Source organism: Phenylobacterium sp., assembly GCF_016793225.1.
GTDB lineage: Bacteria > Pseudomonadota > Alphaproteobacteria > Caulobacterales > Caulobacteraceae > Phenylobacterium.
The window spans coordinates 1-6,213 of sequence record NZ_JAEUMN010000027.1; the positions used below are offsets into that span (position 1 = coordinate 1).

Below are 6,213 nucleotides of genomic sequence, written 5' to 3' on the forward strand. Positions count from 1 at the left end.
GATGAGCGCCATCGACGGGCTCTGGCCCGCGGTCGAGGCCAAGCTCGGCAAGACCATCGAGGCGCGCAAGCCGACCGCCTCGGTGGACGAGGTCCGCGCCGCCACGCTGGACAGCCTGCGCGCGATCATGATGATCCGGGCGTACCGGATGCGCGGCCACCTGAAGGCCAACCTGGACCCGCTGGGCATCGCCACGACGCCCGGCGACGCGTCAGAGCTCGACCCGGCCAGTTACGGCTTCTCTGAGGCCGACTACGAACGTTCGATCTTCCTGGATCATGTGCTGGGGCTTGAGACCGCCACCCTGCGCGAGATCCTGGCGATCCTGCGCCGCACCTACTGCGGAAACGTCGGCGTGCAGTACATGCACGTTTCCGATCCCAAGGAGAAAGCCTGGCTGCAGGAGCGGATCGAGGGCCGCGACAAGGAGATCGTCTTCACCCGAGAGGGCAAGGTCGCGATCCTCAAGAAGCTGATCGAGACCCAGGGCTTTGAGGCCTTCCTGCACCGCCGCTTCCCCGGCACCAAGCGCTTCGGCCTGGACGGCGGCGAGGCGATGGTTCCGGCGCTGGAACAGATCATCAAGCGCGGCGGCGCCATGGGCGTGAAGGACATCGTGGTCGGCATGCCGCACCGGGGCCGCCTCAATGTGCTGGCCGCCGTGATGGGCAAGCCCTACCACATCATCTTCCACGAGTTTCAGGGCGGCTCGGCCACGCCCTCGGCCGTCCAGGGCTCGGGTGACGTCAAGTATCACCTGGGCGCCTCGTCCGACCGCGACTTCGACGGCAACAGCGTCCACCTCTCGCTGACCGCCAATCCCAGCCACCTGGAAATCGTCAACCCGGTGGTGATCGGAAAGGTGCGCGCCAAGCAGGCCTTCACCTTGCGCGAACAGCCGGATGCGGGCCGGGGCCATGTGATGCCGCTTCTGCTGCACGGCGACGCGGCCTTCGCCGGCCAGGGCGTGGTGTCCGAGTGCTTCGCGCTGTCGGGCCTGCGCGGCTACGGCGTCGGCGGGACCATGCACTTCGTGGTCAACAACCAGATCGGCTTCACCACCAGCCCGAAGAACAGCCGGTCCTCGCCCTATCCCACCGATGTGGCGATGATGGTCGAGACCCCGATCTTCCACTGCAACGGCGACGACCCGGAAGCGGTCACCTTCGCCGCCAAGGTGGCCACCGAGTACCGCCAGCTGTTCGGCAAGGACGTGGTGGTCGACATGTTCTGCTACCGGCGGTTCGGTCACAACGAGGGCGACGACCCGACGATGACCCAGCCGCTGATGTACGCGAAGATCAAGGGACACCCCTCGGTCCGCGACCTCTACGCCAGCCGGCTGATCGGCGAGGGCGTCTGCAGCCAGGCCGACGTGGACGGCTGGGTGAAGGAGTTCGACACCTTCCTCGACAACGAGTTCGAGGGCGGAAAGGCCTACAACGCCAACAAGGCGGACTGGCTCGACGGCAAGTGGTCCAGCGTGAAGCTGGCGTCCGGCGACGAACGCTATGCGACGGGCGTGTCGAAGCAGAAGCTGCTCGACCTCGGCCGCAAGATGACCTCGATCCCCGAGCGGATCACGGTCCACAAGACCGTTGAGCGCGTGGTCGCCGCCCGGCGCGAGGCGATCGAGACCGGCGCCGGCATCGACTGGGCGACCGCCGAGCACCTGGCCTTCGCCACCCTGCTGGACCAGGGCTACCCGGTGCGCCTGTCGGGTCAGGACAGCGTGCGCGGCACCTTCAGCCAGCGGCACTCGGGACTGATCGACCAGAAGACCGAGGAGGTCTACTTCCCGCTGCGCAACCTCGGGCCCAGCCAGGCGCACTTCGAGGTGCTGGACTCGGCGCTCTCGGAAGAGGCGGTGCTGGGCTTCGAGTACGGCTTCTCGCTGACCGATCCCGACACGCTGACCATGTGGGAGGCCCAGTTCGGCGACTTCGTGAACGGCGCCCAGGTGGTCATCGACCAGTTCATCAGCTCGGGCGAGCGCAAGTGGCTGCGGATGAGCGGCCTCGTGATGCTGCTGCCGCACGGCTACGAGGGCCAGGGGCCGGAGCACAGCTCGGCGCGCCTGGAGCGGTTCCTGCAGCTCTGCGCCGAGGACAACATGCAGGTGGTCAACTGCACGACCCCGGCGAACTACTTCCACGTCCTGCGCCGCCAGCTGCTGCGCGAATACCGCAAGCCGCTGGTGGTGATGACGCCCAAGAGCCTGCTGCGCCACAAGCGGGCGGTCTCGAACCTCTCGGACATGGTCGCGGGCACCGGCTTCCACCGGGTGCTGGTGGACGGCGCCGAGGCGGGCTGCGACGTGGGCGGCGTGACCCTGAAGCCGGACGACGCCATCACCCGCGTCATCGTCTGCTCGGGCAAGGTCTACTTCGATCTCGTCGAGCAGCGGGCGAAGACCGGCCGCGACGACGTCTACATCCTGCGCCTGGAGCAGTTCTATCCGTGGCCGCTGAAGTCGCTCACCAACGAGCTGAAGCGCTTCCGGAACGCCGAACTGGTGTGGTGCCAGGAAGAGCCCAAGAACATGGGCGGATGGCAGTTCGTGGACGCCTGGCTGGAGCTGACGCTGGAACGGATGAACGTGAAGGCCAAGCGCGCCCGCTATGTCGGCCGCCCCGCCTCCGCGTCGACCGCCGCCGGCCTGATGAGCCGCCACCTGAAGGAACTGGAGGCTTTCCTTACGGAAGCCTTCGCCTAAAAGGGCGCCGACCCCGCCCCACCGCCGTTTGAGTGTCCGAGACCCGAGGAGCCCCCACCCCCATGGCCGACATCATGACCCCAGCGCTGGGTGAATCCGTCACCGAGGCGACGGTCGCCCGCTGGACCAAGAAGGCGGGGGAGGCGGTCCGCAAGGACGAGATCCTGGTGGAGCTCGAGACCGACAAGGTTTCGCTGGAGGTGGCCGCGCCGTCCGACGGCGTGCTGTCCGAGATCACCGCCGAGGAAGGCGCCACCGTCGAGCCGGGCGCGGTCCTGGGCAAGATCAGCGAAGGCGCCGCCGCCCAGCCCGCCAAGGCCAACGGCGGCGACAAGGCCGCGGCCCCGTCGTCCACGCCCACGCCGGTCCCCGCCGGCGAGCTGCAGCCCGAGCCGACGCCGGGCAAGGCCCCGCCGACCTCCGCCCCCATTCCGGACACCTCGGCCCCGGCCGCCGGGAAGGTGCTTGCGCCGTCGGCCCAGCGCGTGGCCGCCGAGAACAACCTCGACCCGGCGTCGATCCCCGGCTCGGGCAAGGACGGCCGCGTGACCAAGGGCGACGCGCTGGCGGCCCTCGAGGCCCGCGCCAAGGCCCCGGCGCCGGCGCCCGCGCCGGCCGCGCCCCGCGAGGTCCACGCCCGCGAGGAGCGGGTGAAGATGACCCGCCTGCGCCAGACCATCGCGCGCCGGCTGAAGGAGGCCCAGAACAACGCCGCCATGCTGACCACCTTCAACGAGGTGGACATGTCGGGCGTGATGGCGCTGCGCAACCAGTACAAGGACGTCTTCGAGAAGAAGCACGGCGTGAAGCTGGGCTTCATGTCCTTCTTCGTGAAGGCTGTGATCCACGCGCTGAAGCAGGTTCCGGACGTCAACGCCGAGATCGACGGCACGGACATCATCTACAAGAACCACTACGACATCTCGGTCGCCGTCGGCACGGAGAAGGGCCTGGTCACGCCGGTGGTCCGCGACGCGGACGCCATGGGCCTGGCCGAGATCGAGAAGGCCATCGGCGAGCTGGGCCGCAAGGCGCGGGACGGCGCCCTGTCCATGGACGACCTCCAGGGCGGCACCTTCACCATCTCGAACGGCGGCATCTACGGCTCGCTGATGTCGACGCCGATCCTCAACCCGCCGCAGTCCGGCATCCTGGGCATGCACAAGATCCAGGAGCGGGCGGTGGTGGTGAACGGCCAGATCGTGGTCCGCCCGATGATGTACCTGGCGCTCAGCTACGATCACCGGATCGTCGACGGGAAGGGCGCGGTCACGTTCCTCGTGCACGTGAAGGACGCCATCGAGGACCCGCAGCGCCTGCTGCTGGACGTGTAGGCTTGAAGCCGGGCGCCGCATTACGTATCTATGCGGCGTAGATACGGAGATGGCCCATGGGCGTGCGTGAAACAGCGCGGATCTTCGTGCACGGCGGCAGCCAGGCGGTGCGCCTGCCGAAAGAGTATCGCTTCGAGGGTGACGAGGTGCGGATCCGCAAGGAGGGCGACAAGGTCATCCTGGAGCCGATGCGACGCGACTGGGAAGCGTTCTGGGCAGAGATCGACGGGCTGCGCGAGGCGGCCGGCGAGCCGTTTCCGCATCCCCCGCGCGACGACCTGCTGCCCGCCAAGCCCGTGAAGCTCGACGAGTGAACCTCTGCCTCGACACCTGTGTCCTCGTGGACATCATGAGGGGCGGCAAGCCGCACTACCAGCGTCGACTGCAGGCAGAGCTGTCGGCGGGCTCCACCGTTCACCTGTCCACGATCGTCGCCCACGAGCTCGAGCTCGGCGTGCTTCTCAGCGCGCGGCCCGAACATCATCGCCGCCTGGTGGACCGGCTGTGCGACGCCATGGTCCGGCACGACTGGACGCTGGACGACGCGGCCGAAGCCGCAAAGGTCAGAGCCGAACTCCAGCGTCGCGGCGAGCCGCTCGAGGCGCCCGACGTCTTCCTCGCGGGCCAGGCGCGACGTCGCGACTGGACTCTGGTGAGCGCGAACCGGAAGCATTTCGCCCGGATATCCGGGCTGGACTACATCGACTGGATGCAAGATGCCTGACACAACCTACGACGTCGTCATCATCGGGGGCGGCCCCGGCGGCTACAACGCCGCGATCCGCGCCGGCCAGCTGGGCCTGAAGGCCGCCTGCGTCGAGATGCGCGGCACGCTGGGCGGCACGTGCCTGAACGTCGGCTGCATGCCGTCGAAGGCGCTGCTGCACGCCTCCGAGCTGTACGCCGCGGCGGGCTCGGAGTTCGCCAAGCTGGGCATCGAGGTGACGCCGAAGCTCAACCTGCCCCAGATGATGGCGCAGAAGGACGAGTCGGTGACGGCTCTGACCAAGGGCATCGAGTTCCTGTTCAAGAAGAACAAGGTGGACTGGGTGAAGGGCGCGGGCCGCATCGCCGGGCCCGGCAAGGTCGAGGTGCTGGACGCGGACGGCAAGGTCACGGGCACGCTCAGCGCCAGGGACATCGTCGTCGCCACGGGCTCGGAGCCGTCGTCGCTGCCCGGCGTGACCGTGGATCAGAAGCGCATCGTGGACTCCACCGGCGCCCTGGCGCTGCCGGAGGTGCCGGGCCACCTGGTGGTGATCGGCGCGGGCATCATCGGGCTGGAGCTGGGCTCGGTCTGGCGCCGGCTGGGCGCCAAGGTGACGGTGGTGGAGTTCCTCGACCGCATCACGCCGGGTGTGGACGCCGAGGTGGCCAAGACCTTCCAGCGCGCGCTCACCAAGCAGGGCATCGCCTTCAAGCTGGGCATGAAGGTGACGGGCGCGACCGCGTCGAAGACCGGCGTCAGCCTCGCCTTCGAGCCGGTGGCGGGGGGCGCGGCCGAGACTCTGGACGCCGACTACGTGCTGCTCGCCATCGGCCGCCGCCCCTACACCCAGGGCCTGGGGCTGGAGACCGTCGGCATCGAAACCGACAAGCGCGGCTTCATCGCCACCGACCACTGGAAGACCTCGGCGCCGGGCGTGTGGGCGATCGGCGACGTGACGCACGGGCCGATGCTGGCGCACAAGGCCGAGGAGGAGGCGGTGGCCTGCATCGAGCGCCTGGCGGGCAAGGCCGGCCACGTGAGCTACGGCGTCATCCCCGGCGTGATCTACACCACCCCCGAGGTGGCCTGGGTCGGCAAGACCGAGGAGGAACTGAAGGCCGAGGGCCGCGCCTACAAGGTCGGCAAGTTCCCCTTCACCGCCAACAGCCGCGCCAAGATCAACCACGAGACCGAGGGCTTCGCGAAGATCCTCGCCGACGCGGCGACCGACGAGATCCTGGGCGCGCACCTGATCGGGCCCAGCGTTTCCGAGATGATCGGCGAGTGCTGCGTGGCGATGGAGTTCCGCGCCGCGTCCGAGGACATCGCCCGCACCTGCCACCCGCACCCGACGCGCTCGGAGGCCGTACGGCAGGCCTCGATGGGAGTCGAAGGGTGGACGATGCAGGCCTGAGCCAGGGCCTGACGATCCGCAGGGCGCGGCCGGAGGAACT

5 protein-coding genes are annotated in these 6,213 nt (G+C 68.7%); all 5 read left to right on the plus strand.

The features are described 5' to 3' along the window. On the plus strand, positions 1–2,716 hold a 2,716-nt coding region (locus JNK30_RS03210), incomplete at its 5' end, for a 2-oxoglutarate dehydrogenase E1 component (RefSeq protein WP_293480123.1). Positions 2,717–2,778: 62 nt separating this feature from the next. Then, positions 2,779–4,050, plus strand: coding sequence for a 2-oxoglutarate dehydrogenase complex dihydrolipoyllysine-residue succinyltransferase (gene odhB, locus JNK30_RS03215; RefSeq protein ID WP_293480125.1), 1,272 nt, complete (start codon positions 2,779–2,781; stop codon positions 4,048–4,050). A gap of 56 nt (positions 4,051–4,106) precedes the next feature. Continuing rightward, positions 4,107–4,364, plus strand: coding sequence for an antitoxin (locus JNK30_RS03220; protein ID WP_293480127.1), 258 nt, complete (start codon positions 4,107–4,109; stop codon positions 4,362–4,364). Next, complete coding sequence (locus JNK30_RS03225; protein WP_293480129.1) at positions 4,361–4,774, plus strand: PIN domain-containing protein; 414 nt, start codon at positions 4,361–4,363, stop codon at positions 4,772–4,774. The genes JNK30_RS03220 and JNK30_RS03225 overlap by 4 nt, the downstream gene beginning before the upstream one ends. Further along, positions 4,767–6,173 (plus strand): dihydrolipoyl dehydrogenase, encoded by a 1,407-nt coding sequence (lpdA, locus tag JNK30_RS03230; RefSeq protein ID WP_293480130.1) that lies wholly within the window; start codon positions 4,767–4,769, stop codon positions 6,171–6,173. Before JNK30_RS03225 ends, lpdA begins: the two co-directional genes overlap by 8 nt. The last annotated feature ends 40 nt before the right edge of the window (positions 6,174–6,213 follow it).